This is a genomic window from Rhodovarius crocodyli (assembly GCF_004005855.1).
GTDB classification, from domain to species: Bacteria; Pseudomonadota; Alphaproteobacteria; order Acetobacterales; family Acetobacteraceae; genus Rhodovarius; species Rhodovarius crocodyli.
Genome location: NZ_SACL01000001.1, coordinates 112,950 through 130,012 on the forward strand (window position 1 = coordinate 112,950; position 17,063 = coordinate 130,012).

The following is a 17,063-nucleotide window of genomic DNA, read 5'->3' on the forward strand; positions in this document are numbered from 1 at the left end:
CGGCCGCGTGCTGAAACTGCTGCTGCGCCGGCTGGCGATGTCATTGCCGCTGGTCTTCGCGGTCGTCACCCTCACCTTCTTCCTGGTGCGGCTGGCGCCCGGAGACCCGGCGGCCATCCTGGCCGGCGAGGCGCCGAGCCCGGAGTTCCTGGCGGAAATCCGCGCGGAATACGGGCTGGACCAGCCGCAATGGCGGCAGTTCCTGGCATACCTCACCAAGGCGGCGACGGGGGATTTCGGCACCTCCATCTATCTGGGGCGGCCGGTGTTCTCGGTGATCTGGGAACGCTTTCCGGCGACCGTGGTGCTGACCATCGCCTCCATGGTGCTGGCTTCCATCCTGGGCACGGCGCTGGGCGTTCTGGCGGCGCGCCATGCGGGCAACCGGCTGGATACCGTGATCAGCGCCGGGTCGCTGCTGGGCTATTCCATCCCGGGCTTCTGGATCGGGCAGTTGCTGGTGATTTTGTTCGCGGTGGAGCTGGACTGGCTGCCGGCCAGCGGAATGACCACCGCGCGCGTGACCTACACGGGCTTCGCGCATGTGCTGGATGTCGGGCGGCACCTGATATTGCCCGCCGTCACCCTCGCGATCTTTCTGCTGACCATGATCGCGCGCTTCACCCGCACCGCGATGATCGAGGCGCTGAACCAGGATTTCATCCTGGTGGCCACCGCCAAGGGCGTCTCGCCCCGCCGGCTGCTGTGGCACCACGCCTTCCGCAACGCTGTGGTCACCACCGTGACCGTCATCGGGCTGGAGTTCGGCGCGGTGCTGTCGGGCACGGTGGTGGTCGAGATCGTATTCGGCTGGCCCGGCCTGGGGCGCGTCTTCTACGACGCGATCAACCGCCGTGACTTCCCGCTGCTGACCGGCGCCTTCATCTTTTCCTCCGTCGTGGTCATTGCCGCCAACACGGTCTCGGACCTGGTTTGCGCGGCGCTGGACCCGAGGATCCGCCGATGAGCCTGACCCTGCCCCGGCCGGCCCTGTGGCGCCTGCCTTCCCTGCCCGCCTCCACCGTCATCGGCATCGCACTGGTGGCCTTCGTCGTGCTGGGCACGCTGCTGGCGCCGCTGATCGCGCCCGCCAACCCGCTGGCGTTGAGCACGGACATACTGGCTCCCCCCGATGCCGCGCACCCGCTGGGCACCGATGACCTCGGCCGGGACCTGTTCAGCCGGGTGCTGTATGGCGGCCGGGTGTCACTGGGCATCGGGCTGTTCAGCGCGCTGATCGGGGTCACGGTCGGTGTCGGCATCGGGCTTGCCGCCGGCTTCTTCGGTGGGGCCATCGACGAGGCGCTGATGCGCATGACCGAGGTGTTCCAGGTGCTGCCCAAGCTGCTGGTGGCCGTGGTGGTGGTGTCGCTGCTCGGCTCATCCCTGCTCAACGAGATCCTGGTGATCGGCCTGCTGAGCTGGACCGCCACCGCCCGCATCATCCGCACCCGGGTGATGGTACTGCGGGAGGAGGAGTTCATCGCCGCCGCCGCCATGTCGGGCGCCAGCCGCACGCGCATCCTGCTGCGGCATATCCTGCCCAATGTGGCGCCCTACCTCATGGCCAGCACCACCTTGCAGATCGCGGGGGCCATCATGTCGGAATCCTTCCTCAGCTTCCTGGGCCTCGGCGACCCGACCTATCCCAGCTGGGGTTTCCTGCTCCAGCAGGGACAGCTCTACATCGACAGCGCCTGGTGGCTGACCACCTTTCCGGGCCTTGCCTTGGCCATGACCATCGTAGGGTTCAACCTGATGGGCGATGGGCTGGGGCAAAGCCGCGCCATCGGGGGTGCAAGGCGATGACCGAGCCACTGCTTTCGGTGCGCGGGCTACGCATCGCCTTCCCCACCCCTGCCGGGGGCCAGGCCCCGGTGGTGGATGGTGTCAGCTTCGACGTTCTGCCCGGGGAGATCGTGGGCATCGTGGGCGAAAGCGGATCCGGCAAGTCACTGACCGCGCGCGCCGCGCTGCAACTGCTGCCGCCGCGCGCCGCCGTCTCGGGCGAGATCGGCTTCGAGGGGCGGGACGTGCTGGCGCTCTCGCCCCGCGACATCCGCGCCCTGCGCGGCACCGGCATCGCCATGGTGTTCCAGGACCCCATGACCTCCTTCAACCCCGTGCTGCGCGTGGGCGAGCAGATCGGCGAGGCGCTGGACATTCACCGCGCGCCGCCGAAACAGGCGCGCGAGGCCCGGGTGCGAGAACTCCTCTCGCTGGTCGGCATTCCGGAGCCGGAGCGCCGCGCCCGCGCCTACCCGCACGAGTATTCCGGCGGCATGCGCCAGCGCGCGCTGACCGCCATGGCCATGGCCAACGCCCCCCGCCTGCTGATCGCGGACGAGCCGACCACGGCGCTGGACGTGACGGTGCAGGACCAGATCCTGCGGCTGATGCGCGGCCTCAACGAGGCCAGCGGCACCGCCATCCTGCTCATCACCCACAACATCGCGGTGGTGGCCAGCCTGTGCCGGCGGGTCATCGTAATGTATGCGGGGCGGGTGGTGGAGGACGGCCCGGTGGAGCAGGTGCTGACAGCGCCGAGCCACCCCTATACCCAGGCGCTGCTGCAATCCGTGCCGCGCATCGACCAGCCCGCCGGCCGCCTGACCGCCATCGCCGGCCAGCCGCCGGACCCGGCGAGCCCGCCGCCCGGCTGCCGCTTCCAGCCCCGCTGCACCCAGGCCATGGGCCGCTGCACGGCAGAGGAACCGCCACTGGACGCCGTCGCCCCCGGCCATCGCGCCCGCTGCTGGCTGGCCCTGGGGCAGGCGGCATGAGCGCGCCCCCGATGGTGCAGGTGGGTGACCTGCGCAAGCACTTCTCCCAACCCGGCCTGTTCCGGCGCGGCCAGGTGCTGCGTGCCGTACAGGATGTCAGCTTCGACATCGCCCCCGGCGAGACGCTGGGGCTGGTCGGTGAATCAGGCTCCGGCAAATCCACCCTCGGCCGCATGGTGGTGGGGCTGCTGCCCGCGACCTCCGGCAGCAGCGTGGTGGCGGGGATGGAGGTGACGCGCCTGAAGGGCCAGGCCCGGCGTGCCCTGTGGCGCCGCGCGCAGATGGTCTTCCAGGACCCCTATTCCTCCCTGAACCCGCGCATGACCGTGCGCGAGGCGATCGGCGAACCGCTGCGCAATTTCGGCATCGCCCGCGGCGCCGAGGCGGAGGCCGCGATCCGCCGCATGACCGACCTCTGCGGCCTGCCGGCCAGCGCGCTGGACCGCTACCCGCGCGAATTCTCGGGCGGCCAGCGCCAGCGCATCGGCATCGCCCGCGCCCTGGTGCTGCGGCCGGATGTGGTGGTGGCCGACGAGCCGGTGTCGGCGCTGGATGTCTCGATCCAGGCGCAGATCATCAACCTGTTGCAGGACCTCAGGCAGGAATTCGGCCTGACCTACCTGTTCATCGCCCATGACCTGGCGGTGGTGCGCCATGTGTCCGACCGGGTGGCGGTGATGTATCGCGGCCATCTGGTGGAAATCGGCCCGGCCGAGCGGATCTACGCCGCGCCCCGGCATCCCTATACCCGGTTGCTGCTCGATTCCGTGCCCAGCCCGGATCCCGCGGCAGAAGCCCGCCGCCAGGCCCTGCCGAGGCCTGAGGAAACCCCTGTCCAATCCACCGGCGGCGGCTGCGTCTTCGCCGCGCGGTGCCCGCTGCCCAAGCTGGCAGCCTGTTTCACGCAGCAGCCACCGTTGCTGCGGCAGGGGCCCATGCACCTGGTCGCCTGCCATGCCGCTGAAAAGGCTTCACCCGCATGACGAGTACGCTCCTGTCCGGCAGGCTTCAGCTCGACGCCGTCTCCCGCAGCTTCGGGAAGCTGAAGGCCGTCGACGGCGTCAGCCTGGACATCGCCGCCGGCGAGTTCATCGCCTTCCTGGGTCCCAGCGGTTGCGGCAAGACCACCCTGCTGCGGATCATCGCGGGCTTCGAGACGGCCGATGCCGGCAGCCTGCTTCTCGATGGGCGGGACGTGGCCGGGGTGCCGCCCAACCGGCGCGATGTCGGCCTCGTCTTCCAGAACCTGGCGCTGTTCCCGCATCTGACGGTCGCCGAGAACATCGCCTTCGGCATGGAGCTGCGCGGGCGACCGCGCGCCGAGGTTCAGGCCAAGGTGGAGGAAGCCATTTCCCTCGTCGCGCTGGGGGGCCTCGGCGGGCGGCGGATCCAGCAGTTGTCGGGCGGCCAGAAGCAGCGCGTGGCCCTGGCCCGCGCCCTGGTGCTCAAGCCTTCCGTGCTGTTGCTCGACGAACCGCTCTCGGCGCTGGACATGAAGCTGCGCCGCCAGTTGCAGCAGGAATTGAAGACCCTGCAGCGCAGCACCGGCACCACCTTCATCTTCGTGACCCACGACCAGGAGGAAGCGCTGTCCATGGCGGACCGCGTGGCCGTGTTCAGCAGCGGCAGGCTGGAACAGTTCGACACGCCGCAGATGCTGTATCGCCGCCCCGCCAGCCGCTTCGTGGCCGAATTCGTGGGGGACGCGAACATCCGCGATGCGGGCCAGCTGGCGCCGCTGGGCATCGCGCCGCCCGCCGGGACGCTGCTGGTGGTCCGCCCGGAGGACTGCGCGCTGGGCACGGCGGCCGAGGCCGCGCCCATCCGCCGCGAAGGCACGATCGAGGCGCTGGATTTCGTGGGCCCGCATGCGCGGTTGCGCCTGGTACTGGACGGATTGGCGGAACCCTGGCTCGCGCTCTGCCCCGGCGCGCTGGCGGCGGGGCTGGCGCCGGGCGGCCGGGCGCTGCTGGGCTTCGACCCCGCGCGCGCCGCCTCGGTGCCGGCGGCATGAACCGGCTGCTGCTGTTTGCCCCGATGGGGCTGCTGATCGCGGGTTTCGCCCTCTCGGTGCTGGGCCTCCTGTGGTCCTCGCTGATCCATGGCGGGGCCGCGCTTTATGCCGACCTGCTGACGGACCCTATCATCCTGCGCGTGTTGTGGCGCACCGCCTGGATCGCAGTCGTCACCACCGGGCTGTGCGCGGTGCTGGGCTATCCGCTGGCGCTGTTCCTGGCACGCAGCCCGCGCCGCAACCTGTGGCTCATTCTCGTCATCTCGCCCTGGCTGGTCAGCATCGTGGTGCGGACCTTCGGCTGGATGGTGCTGCTGGGCAATCGCGGCGTGATCAACACCAGCCTGCGGGGCTGGGGGATCATCGACAGCCCCATCCGCATCCTGTTCACGCCGACGGCCGTCATCATCGGGCTGGTGCATGTATTCATCCCCTTCATGGTCATCGCCATCCTGTCGAGCCTGCTGCAGCAGGACCGGCGGCTGGAGGAAGCGGGGCGCATCCTGGGCGGCACGCGCTGGCAGACCTTCCGCCGCGTCACCCTGCCCCTTTCCATGCCCGGCGTGACCGGCGGCTGTTCGCTGGTGCTGCTGATGGCCGCCGGTGCCATCGTGACGCCCCTGCTGCTGGGCGGCCTGCGCGACCGCATGCTGGGCACGCAGATCTATTCCGAGATCTTCCAGGTCTATAATTTCGATCGTGCCACCGCGATGGCAGTGCTGCTTCTGGTGCTGGCCCTGCTGCTGGTCGCGCCGCTGCGCCTGCTGGAGGCAAGGCTGCGCCACAGGCTGGAGGCAGGCTGATGCGCACCGGGCTTTCCGTGCGGACGATCGCCGCGCTGCTGCTCATTCTGCTGCCGGCGCCGCTGGTGATCGTGATCGGCTCCTCCTTCTCGCCGCTCGCGGTGCTGGGATTTCCGCCGCCGGGCTTTTCCTGGCGCTGGTACCTCGAATTCCTGCGCACGCCGGAATGGCTCTGGGCCTTCGGGGTCAGCGCCGGCATCGCGCTGGCCAGCGCGGTGCTGACCACCCTGGTCGCGCTGGGCGCGGCGCTGGCCCTGCAGGGGGCCCCCGCGCGCTGGCGCGGCTGGGCCGAAACCGCGATCCTGGCCCCGCTGCTGTTCCCGCATGCGGCGCTGGGCATCGGGCTGCTGGGCTGGCTGATCCTGGCGGGTCTGAACGGCACCGCCACCGGCATCCTGGCCGCGCACCTGATCCTGTGCGTGCCCTTCGCCTACCGGCCCATCGCCGTCTCGCTCGCCCAGATCGACACCTCGCTGGCCGAGGCCGCGACGATCCTGGGCGCCGATCCGCGCCAGGCCTTCAGGCGCGTCACCCTGCCGCTCCTGCGCCCGGGCATCGCGGCCGCCATGCTGTTCAGCTTCATCATCTCCTTCGACGAGGTGACGGTCACGATGTTCCTGGTCGGGCCCGAGACGACGACCCTGCCCGTCTCCATCTACGCGCGCCTGAACGACAGCGCGGACCCCGTGGTGGCCGCCATTTCCTCCATCCTGATCCTGCTGACCGCGGGCCTGGTCCTGCTGATGGACTGGCTGGTGGGGCTGCGCATCTTCATCGACGTCGAGGAGGAGGGGCGCCACCCCGCCGCCTGAACCGCATCGCACCGAGGAGAATCCACATGATCCTGTACCGTCGTTCGGGGTTGGCGACCGGCGCCGCCCTGCTGGCCGCCCCGCTGGCCGCCCCCTCCCTTTCCCTTGCCCAGCCCGCGCCGGGGCGCGTGGTGTTCGGCAGCTGGGGCGGCGCCACCGCCCGCATGTGGCGCGAGAGCTTCGGCGCCCCCTTCACAGCCGCCACCGGCATTCCCGTCACGGTGGCCGAACTGCCGGACCCCGCGGCCGCCGTGGCCGCCGCGCGCGGCCGCCCGCAGCACAATGTGGCGCTCGCCGCCTCCTTCCAGGCAGCCCATCTGGCCACCAGCGACCTGATCGAGCGCCTGTCCCCGGATGAGATCCCGAACATTCGCCATGTGCCCGAGGAACATTGGGTGCGCGACCCTCAGGGCCGGTTGCTCGGCATGCCGATCTATTTCGTCTACCTGGGCGTCGCCTTCAACAACACGCTGGCCCGGGCCGCCGACTTCGCCTCCTGGGAGGGGCTGACCGAGCGCAAGTGGCGCGGCCAGATCTCCGTCACGCGGCCGATCTTCCTCGCGCCCTACGACCTCAGCCTCTACGCCAGGATTCGCGGCGGCAGCGAGGCCGATATCCAGCCCGGCGTGCCGATGCTGGAAGCCGTGGCGCGCAATTCCGTCAGCTCCTATTCCTCCATGGCGACGCTGCAGCAGCAGATGTCGCGGGGAGAGGTGACGGCCTGCGCCTTCTACTCGGGCCAGATCCAGATGCTGCGCAAGGCCGGCCAGCGGGAGGTGGAGATGACCCTGCCGCGTGAAGGCGGGCTGGTGCTTTCCTATGTCATCTCCATCCCGAAGAATGCGCCGGACAAGGCGGCGGCGCTGCGCTTCCTCAATGACGCGATCGACCCGGCCAAGCAGATCATGGCCGCGCGCAGCGGCTATATCCCGCTTTCGACCAACGTGACGCTGCCGCCCGAGGTGATCCAGGAGATCGGCATGACGCCCGAGGAGGTGCGCGCCCGCAACTGGTCCCCCAACTGGTACACCATCGCGGCCGACATCGAGGCACGCATGCGCCTCGCGGACCAGGTCCTGGATCGTGCGCGCTGAGGGGAACGTCATGACGTCTGAGAGAAGCCGGCCATGAAGGTCGGAGTTGAGATCGGTGGAACCTTCACCGACCTGGTGCGGATCGACGCGCGGGGGCTGAGCATCGCCAAGGTGCCGAGCACCCCCGCCCAGCCGGATACCGGCGTGTTCCATGCCATCGAGGCCGGCGGGATTTCCCTGGCCGACATGACGGAGCTGGCGCATGGCTCCACCGTCGCGACCAATGCGGTGCTGGAACGCAAGGGCACGCGCCTGGCGCTGCTGGTGACCGAAGGCTTCCGCGACCTGTTGGAACTGCGCCGGCAGGACCGGGAGCGGATCTTCGACATCTTCTATGCCAAGCCCGCGCCGCTGGTGGCCCGGCGCGACGCGTTCGAAGTGCCCGAGCGCATGCTGGCCGACGGCACGCCAGAGCGCGTGCTTGAGCTGGAGGTGGCCGGCCCCGTCATCGAGGCGCAGCTGCGCGAAGGCGGCTATGGCGCGGTCGCGATCTGCCTGCTGAACTCCTTCGCCAACCCGGCGCATGAGCACGGGCTGGCCGCCTGGCTGCGCGCCCGCATGCCCGAATTGCGGGTCACCTGCTCGGTCGACGTGACGCGCGAATTCCGCGAATACGAGCGCGCCAGCACCACCAGCCTGTCCGCCTATGTGCAGCCGGTGCTGGATGCCTACCTGACCCGCATCGAGGCGCGGCTGGCGGAAGGCGGGTTCAGCGGCACATTCTCGATGATGCAGTCCAACGGCGGGCGGGTTCCGGCCGCCGCCATCCGGCTGAATGCCGGCTCGGCGCTGCTGTCGGGCCCGGCGGCGGGCGTGACGGGGGCGATCCGCCAGGCCGGGCTCTCGGGCTTCAGGGATATCGTGACGCTCGATATCGGCGGGACCAGCGCGGATGTCTGCCTGATCCAGGACGGCCGGCCGGAGCTGACGCGCGAGGCGAAGGTGGACACGCTGCCGGTGCTGATGCCGATGGTGGACATCACCACCATCGGCGCGGGCGGCGGGTCGCTGATCTGGCGGGATGAGGGCGGGCTGCTGCGCGCGGGCCCCCGCAGCGCGGGCGCCGTGCCGGGCCCCGCCTGCTATGGTCGGGGCGGCACGCAGCCCACGTTGACCGACGCGCATCTGGTCTGCGGGCGCATCCAGCCCGACGCGAAGCTGGCGGGCGCCATGCCGCTGGACGCCGCGGCCGCCCGCGCCGCCTTCGCCCCCCTGGCGGCGGAGCTGGGCATGAGCGCGGAAGAGCTGGCTGACAGCGCGGTGCGCATCGCGGTGGCCAACATCGTCTCGGCCATCCGCCTCGTCAGCACCCGGCGCGGGCGGGACCCGCGCGACTATGCCCTGGTGCCTTATGGCGGGGCCGGACCGCTGCACGCCGCGGCCGTGGCGGAGGCGCTGGCCATGGATACCGTGGTGGTGCCGCCCAATGCCGGGGTCATCTCAGCCTATGGGCTGCTGGCTGCCGACCATAGCCTTCATGACAGCCTGACCCGCCGCACCCGGCTGGATGAGGGGGCGGCGGAGTCCGTGAGCCTGACGCTGGCCACCATGCGCGACGGGCTGGCCGCGCGCGCCGACGGCATGGAGCTGGGCCCCGACCGCCGCTGGGACGTGACGCTGGAGATGCGCTTCGTCGGCCAGGCCTTCGAGATCCCGGTACCCCTGACCCCGGCCCTGGCCGAAGCCCCCACCGTCGAGGGCCTGCGTACGGCCTTCGAGGAAGCCTATGGCCGCATCTACCGCCATGGCGCGGTGATGGCCGGACGCATGGCCGAGATCGTCTCCTATCGTGTCGGCCTGCATGTGCCGCCCGAGGCGGTGCCGAGCCTGGCCGGCATCGGCGGCGACGGCTTCAGTGTGCCGGAGGGCGCGGTGGAGGTGTATGACGAGGGCCGCCCCCAGAGGGCCTTCCGCATGGCCCGCAGCGCCGTCGGCGGCGTGCCGCGTCCAGGCCCCCTGGTGCTGGAGGACGTGACCGCCACCACCTTCGTCCCTTCGGGCTGGACCGCCACCTCGGACGAAGCGGGCAATCTCATTCTGCGAAAGGCCGCGCCATGAACCCCGTCGACCAGGCCGTGATCAGCCAGGCGCTGCTGTCGGCGGCGCGCGAAATGGGCATTGCCCTCTACCGTTCCGCCTATTCCTCGGTGGTGCGCGACGGCAAGGATGCCTCGACCGGCATTCTCGACGCCGATGGCAATGCCGTGGCGCAAAGCGACGAGCTCATCCCGATGCTTGTCGGTTCGCTGTCCATCACCTTCCGCAGCTGCGCCGCGCGCTATCCCATCGCGAAGCTGAGGGAGGGTGACTTCTACATCTGCAACCACCCCTATCACGGGGCGCACCACCTGCAGGACATACTGATCTTCGTGCCCATCTTCTTCGAGGGGAAGATCGTGGCCTTCAGCGCGGCGGTGGCGCATCACCTTGATATCGGCGGGGGTGCGCCGGGGCTGAATTCCTCCTCCACCGACTATTTCCAGGAAGGGCTGGTGATCCCGCCCAGCCGCTACAACCTGGCCGACGACTGGAACGACGATGGGCCGCTGCGGCATTTCATCGGGGCGAACATCAGGGTGCCCGAGGCCACGCTGGGCGACATCGATTCCCAGTTCGCCGCCTGCGCGGTGGGTGCGGCGCGGGTGCATGAGATGTGCCGAAAGTACGGTGCCGCCACCGTGACGGAGGCGATGGGTGAGATGATCGCCTATGTCGAACGCCGGGTCCGCGCCTCCATCGCCGCCATCCCGGACGGCACCTATGTGGGTGAGGACGCGCTGGACGATGACGGGCTGAGCGAGGCGCCGCTGCCCATCAAGGCCACGGTCACGGTGCGGGGCGACAGCCTGACGGTGGATTTCACCGGGACCTGCCCGCAGGTGAAGAGCCACATGAACGCGCCCTTTGCCTCCACCGTCTCGGCGACGCTGGCCTGCATCAAATCCGTGCTGTCGGGTGAGGATGTGCCGTTCAACGAGGGAGCGAGCCGGGCCGTGACCGTCATCGCGCCAGAGGGCTGCCTGCTGAACCCCCGTCCGCCGGCGCCGGTGCGGGCGCGAATGGAGGCCTCCTATCGCGCCTATGACGCCGTGCTGAAGGCGCTGGGCCAGGCCATGCCGGACCGCGCCATCGCCTGCGGCTATGACACCACCACCGGCTTCTGTCTGTCGTACCTGCAGGACGGCCGGTATCGCGTGTTCCTGGAACTGCGTGACGGCGGCTATGGCGCCTCTGCCGATGGGGACGGCTGCGATGCGGTGGCCGGGCCGCTGTCGAACTGCACCAATACGCCGATCGAGCAGATCGACGCCGACTACGACTTCTTCCGCATCGAGCACTACCGCCTGCGCCCGGGCACGGGCGGGGCGGGCCGGCAACGCGGCGGGCTGGGGTCCAGCCGGGGATATCGGATCCTGGCCGACGGCGTTCGGCTCGCGATCTACGCGGACCGCTTCCGCATCGCGGCCGGCGGGCTCGCGGGGGGCGGGCCCGGGGCGCTGGGCTTCTGCCATGTGCATCGCGGCGACGAGGTGATCGAGGTCCGCTCGAAGGCGGATGTCTCGCTGCGCAAGGGGGATATCATCGTCCTTGCCTCGGGAGGGGGCGGGGGCCATGGCGACCCGGCCCTGCGCGGCCGGGCGGCCATCGCGGCGGACGAGGCCCAGGGCTACGTCTGACCGCCGATGCGGCGCCCCGCCCGACGGGCGCCGCATCCCGGGGCACAGGCCCCTCCTGCCTCCTGAACCGAAGTTTCCGAACGGGCCCGCCTGCCCTGCGGGTGTGCCGGAACCCTCTTGCACGGGGCGAAGACACGCGTTTAAAGTATGAAGTATACTTGATCCCGAAACGGGACGCTGCCGCGGCGCCACGACGACCTGACAGGAGGTTCCATGACCCCGACCCGCCGGGCTTTCTCCCTTGCCGCCCTTTCCCTGCCCGGGCTGGCCGCCCCCGCCCTGGCACAGCAGGCGGACCGCCCCATCCGCCTGATCGTGCCCTATCCGGCCGGCGGCACCGCCGACGCGGTGGGCCGCATGCTGGCCGAGGCGATGGCCCCCGTGCTGGGCCAGCAGGTGATCGTCGACAACCGCAGCGGCGGCGGCGGCATGATCGGCGCCGAGGCGGTGGCCAAGGCCACGCCCGACGGCACCACCCTGCTGCTGGGGCTGAACGGCCCGCTTTCCATCAACCCGGCCATCCGCACCAGCATGCCCTATGACCCGCTGCGCGACTTCGCGCCGGTCACGCTCATCTGCGAGATCCCCGGCCTGCTGGGCGTGCCCGCGGACAGCCCCGCGCGCTCCATCGCGGACCTGATCAGCGCCGAGCGCGCCCGGCCGGGCAGCATTTCCTTCGCCTCCCAGGGGATCGGCACCACCGGCCACCTGACGGGTGAGCTGATGAACGTGCTGGGCAATGTGAACATGACCCACGTGCCCTATCGCGGCACGTCCCAGGCGATGGGCGACCTGCTCTCGGGCCGGGTGCAGTTCACCTGGGACCTGCCGACGGTGCTGGTGCCCCAGAAGGAGGCCGGGCGCATGCGCATCATCGCGGCCGCCACCCGTGAGCGCCTGCCGGAGTTGCCCGACGTGGCCACGGTGGTCGAGCAGGGCTTCCCCCAGCTGATCTATTCCACCTGGGTCGGGATGCTGGCGCCCTCCGCCACGCCCCGCCCCGTGCTGGAGCGGCTGAACGCCGCCAACCGCCAGGTTCTGGCCACGCCGGAGGCGCAGCGCCGCCTGGTTTCCTTCGGTGCCAAGGCCAGCGGCCTGCCGCTGGAGGAATACCGCAGCTACCTGGCCGCCGAGATCGCCAAATGGCGCGATGTGGCCCAGCGCGCCAATGTAAGGGCCGAATAACCAGTGGACAGTCACCACGACAGCAACCTCAGCAACAGCAGCCAGGTCGGCCAGCCCTTCACCCGGCTGGAGGACCGCCGCCACCTGGCGGGCCAGGGCGGCTTCGTGGCTGACCTGCGCCTGCCGGGCATCCGGGATGTGGCCTTCCTGCGCAGCTCCATGGCGCATGCGCGGCTGGGGCCCATCGCGGTGCCGGCCGACGCGCCGGCCGGCGCTGTCTGGACCGCGGAGGCCTTCCACGGGCTGGTGAAGCCCATCCGCGCCGTGCTGGACCGCCCGGCCTATCGTCCCTCGGACCAGCCCGTCATGGCCGAGGGCACGGTGCGCCATGTGGGTGAGATCGTGGCCGCCGTGCTGGCCGACAATCGTGCCCTGGCCGAGGATCTGGCCGAGCGGCTGGAGCCCGCATACGACCCGCTGCCCGCCATCACCGACCCCGAGCAGGCGCTGCTGCCCGAAAGCGCGCCCCTGCATCCGGGCTGGGCGGACAATGTCTACATGACCATGGGCCGCACCACGGGCGATTTCGACGCCATGGTGGCCCGTGCCGACGTGCATGTGACGCGCCATCTGCGGATGGAACGCGTGGCCGCCATGCCGCTGGAGACCCGCGGCTGCGTCGCCCGCTTCGATCGCGGCAGCGGCGTGCTCACGCTCTGGATCGCCACCCAGCGCCCGCACCTGATCCGCACCATGCTGGCCGAGCAGCTGACCGGCATCGAGGAGCGCGACATCCGCGTCATCGCCCCCGATGTCGGCGGCGGCTTCGGCGGCAAGAGCAACCTTTACCCTGAGGAAATCCTGCTCGCGGCCATGGCGATGCGCCTGCCGCACCCGGTCCGCTGGATCGAGGACCGGTGGGAGCACATGGTCTCCGCCTCCCACTCCCGCCAGCATGTGCAGACCATCACCGCGCATGCGACGAAGGAAGGCGAGCTGCTGGCCGTCGATGTGCGCTTCCTGGTGGATGGCGGCGCCTATGCCATGCGCACCTCCACCCCGGCGGTCGAGGCCAACATGGCCAGCAGCGTGCTGCCCGGCCCCTACAAGTTCCAGGCCTATCGCTTCGAGGCCACGACGGTGGCCACCAACAAGACGCCGGTGGGCCCGTTCCGCGGCGTGGGGCGGCCGGCGGCGGTCTTCGCCATGGAACGCATCATGGAGGAGACGGCGGCCGCCATCGGCATGGACCCCGTCGAGTTCCGCCTGCGCAATATGATCCAGCCCGAGGAACACCCGTTCACCACCATCTCGGGCCTCGTCTATGACAGCGGCGACTATCCTTCCCTGCTGACCAAGGCTGCGCAGTCGATCCGCGCGCCGGGGAAAGGGGATGCCCCCGCCAACATCGCCATCGGCATCGGCTTCGGCTGCTATACCGAGCAGACGGCCCATGGCGCGCAGGAATGGCACCGGCGCGGCTCCCCCTTCGTCTATGGCTTCGAGGCGGCGCGGGTGCGGATCGATCCCTCGGGCGGCGTGCTGGTCTCGACCGGCATCCAGAGCCACGGCCAGGGGCTCGAAACCTCGCTGGCGCAGATCGCGGGCGATGTGCTGGGCGTGAGCTATGACCGCGTGCGCGTGGTGCATGGCGATACCGAGCTCTGCCCCTATGGCATGGGCACCGTCGCGTCCCGCTCGCTGGTGATGGCGGGCGGCGCGGTCGAGGGCGCCTGCCAGCGCCTGGCCGCCAAGATCCGCCGCATCGCCGCCCATAACCTGGACTGCGCGGCCGATGACGTGCTGCTGGCCGGCGGCGAGGCACAGGGGCCGGGCGGGTCCATCCCGCTCGATGCCGTCGCGCGCATCGCCTATCTGGAGCTGCAGAAGCTGCCCCTGGATGTCGAGCCCGCGCTGGACATCCTCTATTGCTACCGCCCGCCGGTGGAAACAGGCGCCTATTCCTCGGGTGTGCATGCGGCCAAGGTCGCGGTGGACCTGGACAGCGGCCATGTGAAGATCCTGGATTTCGTGGTGGCCGAGGATTGCGGGCGCGTGATCAACCCGCTGATCGTCGACGGCCAGATCGCGGGCGGCGTCGCCCAGGGCATCGGCCAGGCGCTGCTGGAGGAGTTCCAGTACGACGACCAGGGCCAGCCCACCAAGGTGACGCTGGCGGATTATCTGGTGCCCGGCGCGCCGGAGCTGGTGAATGTGCGGATCATCCACCAGGAAACCCTGTCGCCCTTCACCGTGCACGGCGCCAAGGGGCTGGGCGAGGGCGGCGCGATCGGCCCGCCGGCCGCCGTGGCCAATGCCGTCAGTGACGCGCTGCGCCAGTTCGGCGTGGATGTGCGCCGCGTGCCGATCAGGCCCGAGGACCTTTGGGAGGCGCTGCGGCCATGAAGTTCCCCGCTTTCGACTATGCGCGCCCTGCCGGGTTGGACGCCGCGCTGGACCTGTTGGCCGGCGAGGCCGCCGTGCTGTCCGGCGGGCAGAGCCTGTCGCCCATGATGGGCTTCCGGGTCGCGCGCCCGGAAAAGCTCGTGGATATCAGCCGCCTGTCGGCCCTGCGCGGCGCCGCGCTGGAGCCTGACGGGACGCTGGTGATCGGCGCCGCCGTCACCCATGCCATGATCGAGGACGGCGCCCTGCCCGGCCCGTTGGGCGGTTTCCTGGCGCGGGTCGCGGGCGGCATCGCCTATCGCGCCATCCGCAACCGGGGCACCATCGGCGGCAGCCTGTGCCAGGCCGACCCCGCCGCCGACTGGCCCTGCGTGATGTCCCTGCTGGACGCCGTGCTGGTGCTGCGCCGCGCGGGTGGCGAACGCCAGGTGCCGGTGCGGGCATTCCTGCTCGGCCATCTGATGACGGCCATCGAGCCGGGTGAGCTGCTGACCGTCATCCGTATCCCGCCCCAGCCCGGCGCGCGCTTCGGCATGGCGAAATCCACCCGCAAGCTGGGCGAATTCGCGGAAGGCATCGCCGCCGCCTGCCTGACGCCGGGTGCCGCCCGCGTCACCCTCGGCGCGCTGGAAGTCCCGCCCGCCACGCTCGCGGTGGACCCGGCACTGGTGACGGGCCCGCAACCCGCGCGGCTCACCAGCTCGCCGCTCTACGCGGCGGTGGATGCCGCGCTGAAGGCCGCCGATGCCACCGACCCGGCCGGCTACCGCCACCATCTGGCAGTGCTGACCGGCTGCCGCGCCCTGATCGAGGCCGCCCAGCCATGACCGACATCGCAATCACCATCAACGGCACCGCCTGGGAGGGTACGGTCGAGCCGCGCCTCTCGCTCGCGGACCTGATCCGCGGCGAGCTGACGTTGACCGGCACGCATCTGGGCTGCGAGCACGGCGTCTGCGGCGCCTGCAATGTCGAGGTGGACGGCGTGCCCATGCGGTCCTGCCTGATGCCCGCCGCCGCCGCCGACGGCTGCGCCATCACCACCATCGAGGGCCAGTACGGCGAGATGGCGGAGCGCCTGCGCGCCGCCTTCACCACCCATCACGCCCTGCAGTGCGGCTTCTGCACCTCCGGCATGATGGCCACCGCGCTGGATATCCTGCGCCGGGGCCTGGGGCGCGACGAAGCCACCATCCGGCGGGAGCTGGCCGGCAACATCTGCCGCTGCACCGGATACCAGGGGATCGTCGCCGCGATCCTGCATGTCGCCCAGGAGACCACGCCATGAAGCCCGGCGTCATCGCGGGGGCGGCCGTGCCGCATGCCCCGCAATTCATGTCCCGCCCCAGCACCGAGGACCTGGACCAGGTCGAGCGCGTGCGGGTCGCCATGCTGGAGGTCGGCGAGCGCCTGCGCGCGCTGAAGCCCGACCTCACCATCGTCATCACCAACGACCATGGCGACGAGTTCGCGGTGGGCTGCATCCCGGCCTTCACCATCCATTGCGGCGCCCGCGCCCAGGGCCAGCACAAGCATGCCGGCTGGTGGGCGGTGGACGGCGACAACGGCTATCGCCTGACCCGCGCCCTGCTGGAGGAAGGCTTCGACCCCGCCTTCTCCATGGATGTGCCGCTGCAGACGGCCTTCACCATCCCCTACGACTTCATGGGCTATGGCCGCCAGGACGCCTTCCTGCCGATCTTCGTGAACAGCTATGTGCCGCCGCAGCCCTCGGTCGAACGCTGCTATGCCTTCGGGCAGGCGCTGCACCGGGCCTCGGTGCGGCTCGGCTTGCGCACCGTCATCATCGCCAGCGGCGGCTTCAGCCACTATCCCGGCACGCCGCAATACCCGCACCCGGATGTGGAAACCGACCGCGGCCTGTTCGAGCGCATCTCGGCCGGCAACCTGCGCAGCCTGATGACGCTGGATGACGTGGCACTGGACCGCACCGGCAATGTCGAGGCGCGCAGCATCATCATGCTGGCCGGCGCCATCGGCGACCGGCTGCCGGATGTGACCGCCTGGGAGCCCTCCTGGCACCACACCTATGCCGTGTTCGGCTGGACGCAGGAGCGCGACAATGCCGAGCCCGGCCTGCATTACCCCGTCACGCCCCCTGCCCGCGCCCAGCTGGCCCGCGCCATCTTCACCCTGCGCACCGACAGCGAGGCCTGCCGCGCCTTCATGGCCGACCCCGCCGCCTATGCCACCCGCCACCACCTAGCGGCGGACGAGGCCGAGGCGCTGGCCGCCATGGACGAGCCCCGCCTGCGTGAGCATTTCGCCATCCATCCCCTGCTGATCGCGGGCGCCCAGCGGCGCCTGGCGATGCTGGCCAAGTGAGGC

Annotated in this window: 15 protein-coding genes; all 15 read left to right on the forward strand. The window is 70.5% G+C overall.

Translation table 11 applies throughout. From position 1 onward, the window contains the following. The first annotated feature begins 7 nt into the window (after window positions 1-7). A complete protein-coding gene (locus tag EOD42_RS00520; protein WP_164867715.1) occupies window positions 8-967 on the forward strand; it encodes an ABC transporter permease in 960 nt (319 codons plus the stop codon). Continuing rightward, the gene (locus EOD42_RS00525) at window positions 964-1,809 is read left to right on the forward strand and encodes an ABC transporter permease (RefSeq protein ID WP_127785107.1); all 846 of its coding nucleotides are present in this window, start codon (window positions 964-966) and stop codon (window positions 1,807-1,809) included. Before EOD42_RS00520 ends, EOD42_RS00525 begins: the two co-directional genes overlap by 4 nt. Then, the gene (locus EOD42_RS00530; RefSeq protein ID WP_127785108.1) at window positions 1,806-2,783 is read left to right on the forward strand and encodes an ABC transporter ATP-binding protein; all 978 of its coding nucleotides are present in this window, start codon (window positions 1,806-1,808) and stop codon (window positions 2,781-2,783) included. The genes EOD42_RS00525 and EOD42_RS00530 overlap by 4 nt, the downstream gene beginning before the upstream one ends. Then, on the forward strand, window positions 2,780-3,766 hold the full coding sequence (locus tag EOD42_RS00535) for an ABC transporter ATP-binding protein (RefSeq protein WP_127785109.1): 987 nt from the start codon (window positions 2,780-2,782) through the stop codon (window positions 3,764-3,766). Before EOD42_RS00530 ends, EOD42_RS00535 begins: the two co-directional genes overlap by 4 nt. Continuing rightward, the gene (locus EOD42_RS00540; protein WP_127785110.1) at window positions 3,763-4,797 is read left to right on the forward strand and encodes an ABC transporter ATP-binding protein; all 1,035 of its coding nucleotides are present in this window, start codon (window positions 3,763-3,765) and stop codon (window positions 4,795-4,797) included. Before EOD42_RS00535 ends, EOD42_RS00540 begins: the two co-directional genes overlap by 4 nt. Then, a complete protein-coding gene (locus tag EOD42_RS00545; RefSeq protein WP_127785111.1) occupies window positions 4,794-5,600 on the forward strand; it encodes an ABC transporter permease in 807 nt (268 codons plus the stop codon). Before EOD42_RS00540 ends, EOD42_RS00545 begins: the two co-directional genes overlap by 4 nt. After that, entirely contained in the window at window positions 5,600-6,412 is an 813-nt protein-coding gene (locus EOD42_RS00550) for an ABC transporter permease (RefSeq protein WP_206020207.1), read from the forward strand. The genes EOD42_RS00545 and EOD42_RS00550 overlap by 1 nt, the downstream gene beginning before the upstream one ends. A gap of 26 nt (window positions 6,413-6,438) precedes the next feature. Next, entirely contained in the window at window positions 6,439-7,506 is a 1,068-nt protein-coding gene (locus EOD42_RS00555; protein WP_127785112.1) for an extracellular solute-binding protein, read from the forward strand. A 33-nt stretch (window positions 7,507-7,539) separates the two neighbouring features. After that, entirely contained in the window at window positions 7,540-9,564 is a 2,025-nt protein-coding gene (locus tag EOD42_RS00560) for a hydantoinase/oxoprolinase family protein (protein WP_127785113.1), read from the forward strand. Continuing rightward, window positions 9,561-11,183, forward strand: a complete 1,623-nt coding sequence (locus tag EOD42_RS00565) for a hydantoinase B/oxoprolinase family protein (RefSeq protein ID WP_127785114.1) — start codon at window positions 9,561-9,563, stop codon at window positions 11,181-11,183. The genes EOD42_RS00560 and EOD42_RS00565 overlap by 4 nt, the downstream gene beginning before the upstream one ends. Window positions 11,184-11,396: 213 nt before the next feature. Continuing rightward, entirely contained in the window at window positions 11,397-12,368 is a 972-nt protein-coding gene (locus EOD42_RS00570) for a Bug family tripartite tricarboxylate transporter substrate binding protein (RefSeq protein WP_127785115.1), read from the forward strand. Between the two features lie 3 nt (window positions 12,369-12,371). Continuing rightward, the gene (locus EOD42_RS00575; RefSeq protein WP_127785116.1) at window positions 12,372-14,714 is read left to right on the forward strand and encodes a xanthine dehydrogenase family protein molybdopterin-binding subunit; all 2,343 of its coding nucleotides are present in this window, start codon (window positions 12,372-12,374) and stop codon (window positions 14,712-14,714) included. Further along, window positions 14,711-15,541 carry an FAD binding domain-containing protein gene (locus tag EOD42_RS00580; protein WP_127785117.1) on the forward strand — a complete coding sequence of 277 codons (831 nt, stop codon included), beginning with the start codon at window positions 14,711-14,713 and terminating at the stop codon, window positions 15,539-15,541. The genes EOD42_RS00575 and EOD42_RS00580 overlap by 4 nt, the downstream gene beginning before the upstream one ends. Continuing rightward, the gene (locus tag EOD42_RS00585; RefSeq protein WP_127785118.1) at window positions 15,538-16,002 is read left to right on the forward strand and encodes a (2Fe-2S)-binding protein; all 465 of its coding nucleotides are present in this window, start codon (window positions 15,538-15,540) and stop codon (window positions 16,000-16,002) included. Before EOD42_RS00580 ends, EOD42_RS00585 begins: the two co-directional genes overlap by 4 nt. After that, on the forward strand, window positions 15,999-17,060 hold the full coding sequence (locus EOD42_RS00590; RefSeq protein ID WP_127785119.1) for a DODA-type extradiol aromatic ring-opening family dioxygenase: 1,062 nt from the start codon (window positions 15,999-16,001) through the stop codon (window positions 17,058-17,060). Before EOD42_RS00585 ends, EOD42_RS00590 begins: the two co-directional genes overlap by 4 nt. Window positions 17,061-17,063: the final 3 nt, after the last annotated feature.

Excerpts from the sequence above, each read along its gene's own strand:
- EOD42_RS00525 (WP_127785107.1), top strand. The coding sequence starts at position 964 with ATGAGCCTGACCCTGCCCCGGCCGGCCCTGTGGCGCCTGCCTTCCCTG.
- EOD42_RS00530 (WP_127785108.1), top strand. The coding sequence starts at position 1,806 with ATGACCGAGCCACTGCTTTCGGTGCGCGGGCTACGCATCGCCTTCCCC.
- EOD42_RS00535 (WP_127785109.1), top strand. The coding sequence starts at position 2,780 with ATGAGCGCGCCCCCGATGGTGCAGGTGGGTGACCTGCGCAAGCACTTC.
- EOD42_RS00540 (WP_127785110.1), top strand. The coding sequence starts at position 3,763 with ATGACGAGTACGCTCCTGTCCGGCAGGCTTCAGCTCGACGCCGTCTCC.
- EOD42_RS00545 (WP_127785111.1), top strand. The coding sequence starts at position 4,794 with ATGAACCGGCTGCTGCTGTTTGCCCCGATGGGGCTGCTGATCGCGGGT.
- EOD42_RS00550 (WP_206020207.1), top strand. The coding sequence starts at position 5,600 with ATGCGCACCGGGCTTTCCGTGCGGACGATCGCCGCGCTGCTGCTCATT.
- EOD42_RS00555 (WP_127785112.1), top strand. The coding sequence starts at position 6,439 with ATGATCCTGTACCGTCGTTCGGGGTTGGCGACCGGCGCCGCCCTGCTG.
- EOD42_RS00560 (WP_127785113.1), top strand. The coding sequence starts at position 7,540 with ATGAAGGTCGGAGTTGAGATCGGTGGAACCTTCACCGACCTGGTGCGG.
- EOD42_RS00565 (WP_127785114.1), top strand. The coding sequence starts at position 9,561 with ATGAACCCCGTCGACCAGGCCGTGATCAGCCAGGCGCTGCTGTCGGCG.
- EOD42_RS00570 (WP_127785115.1), top strand. The coding sequence starts at position 11,397 with ATGACCCCGACCCGCCGGGCTTTCTCCCTTGCCGCCCTTTCCCTGCCC.
- EOD42_RS00580 (WP_127785117.1), top strand. The coding sequence starts at position 14,711 with ATGAAGTTCCCCGCTTTCGACTATGCGCGCCCTGCCGGGTTGGACGCC.
- EOD42_RS00585 (WP_127785118.1), top strand. The coding sequence starts at position 15,538 with ATGACCGACATCGCAATCACCATCAACGGCACCGCCTGGGAGGGTACG.
- EOD42_RS00590 (WP_127785119.1), top strand. The coding sequence starts at position 15,999 with ATGAAGCCCGGCGTCATCGCGGGGGCGGCCGTGCCGCATGCCCCGCAA.